Raw genomic sequence first — 1,790 nt, forward strand, 5'->3', positions numbered from 1 at the left:
CACGGACCGGACCGCCTGGGCACGCAGCTCGAAGTCGCCGAGACGTCCCCGGTTCGTGGCGAGGCCCGGGCCGAGGAGTCGGGGGCGAGCCGGGCGCCGCGGACGCCGGCGACGCGGCCGTCCTCGACCACGAGCTCGTCGACGCGGTGACGGAAGGCGAAGGTGACCAGGCCGCGGGGCGACGCCGTCGCGGACGACGCGCTCGAACGGCTCGACGATGCCCGGGCCGGTGCCCCAGGTGATGTGGAAGCGGGGGACGGAGTTGCCGTGCCCGCCGGCCAGGCCGCCGCCGCGCTCGGCCCAGCCGACGACGGGGAAGAGCCGGTGGCCCTTCTCGTGCAGCCAGGCACGCTTCTCGCCGGCGGCGAAGTGCACGTAGGCCTCGGCCCAGCGGCGGGCGTGGTCGTCCTCGGCGCGGTCGAACTGGGCACTGCCCAGCCAGTCCTGCAGCGCGAGGTCGACGGAGTCCTTGATGCGCAGGCGGCGCTGCTCGGGGGAGTCGACGAGGAACAGCCCGCCGAACGACCACCAGGCCTGACCGCCGAGGCCCTGCTCGCCCTCCTGGTCGACCAGGACGACCGAGCGTCCGGCCTCGACCAGCTCGGCGGTGGCGACGAGGCCGGCCAGGCCGGCTCCCACGACGACGACGTCAGCATCCATGCCGAGCATTGTGGCGCACGCCACCCCGGTGCGGACCGAGACCCGTGGATTCACCCGCCTCCTCCGCGGAGCGGTGACTCAGCAACGGAATGAGGGGCCTGAAGGGTTGCCTGCTCACCGCTCCCGAGCAGGCGGAAGGGGCCAGGGGGACGCGAGTGGCCCTCCCGGTGGTGCTGGACGGCCGGTAGCGTCCCGCAGGTGCGAGAGATCTACGGCGAGACCTTCGACGGCGCCCCCGGATACCTGAACTCGGCCACCTACGGACTGGCCTCGCGCCGTCAGGGCGAGGTGCTGCGCGGCGCCCTGCGCGCCTGGGAGCTGGGCGAGATGACGCCCCGGGACTTCGAGGTGCCGGTCGCCGCCGCGCGCGAGGCGTTCGCGTCGCTGGCCGGGGTGCCCGCCGCGACGGTCGCGATGGGCGGCAGTGTGTCGGCCCTCATCGGGCTGGTCGCCGCGGCCGTCCCGGACGGGTCGCGCGTCGCCACGCTCACCGGCGAGTTCACCAGCGTGAGCGCCCCGTTCCACGTCCACGGCGACCGCGGCGTCACGGTGACGGCGCTCGGACCGGGCGACCTGGAGCGCCGGGCGGGGGAGTTCGACGTCGTCACCGTGAGCCTGGTGCAGTCGGCGGACGGGTACGTGCTGGACGTCCCGACGCTGCGGGAGAGCCTGGCCGGGCGCTCGACCCGCGTCGTCCTGGACGTCACGCAGGCCATGGGCTGGATGCGGCTGGACGTCGGCTGGGCGGACGTCGTGGTCGGGGGCAGCTACAAGTGGCTGGTCTCGCCGCGCGGCGCCGCCTGGATGGCGGTGCGCCCGGACGCCGCGGAGTCGCTCGTGCCGCTGTCGGCGAGCTGGTACGCCTCCGAGCGTCCGTGGGCCAACACCTACCAGCTGCCGCCGCTGCTGGCCGACGACGCGCGGCGGCTCGACACGTCCCCGGCCTGGTTCACCCTCGTCGGCGCGGGCGTGGCGATGCCGTGGCTCGCCTCGTTGGACATGGACGCGGTGCAGCAGCACTGCACCGGCCTGGCCGACCGGGTGCGTGAGGCGCTGGACCTGCCGGCGTCGCCGTCGGCGATCGTCGCGCTCGAGGCGGACGGTGCCGAGGAGCGGCTGGCCGCCGCTGG

General features: G+C 75.1%; 2 protein-coding genes. One reads left to right on the forward strand and one right to left on the reverse strand.

Features of this window, described 5'->3' with window-relative positions; genetic code table 11:
* Window positions 1-660, reverse strand: a 660-nt coding sequence (locus AC2W7G_RS15335; RefSeq protein ID WP_485869200.1) for an FAD-binding protein, incomplete at its 3' end; no start/stop codon positions are given.
* A 198-nt stretch (window positions 661-858) separates the two neighbouring features.
* On the opposite strand from AC2W7G_RS15335, the gene AC2W7G_RS15340 reads away from it, so the two are divergent.
* Window positions 859-1,790 (forward strand): aminotransferase class V-fold PLP-dependent enzyme (locus AC2W7G_RS15340; protein ID WP_485869201.1); only part of this gene is annotated, 932 nt, incomplete at its 3' end.

The sequence above is a fragment of the Aeromicrobium sp. PFPM2_SD2 genome, from assembly GCF_057364525.1.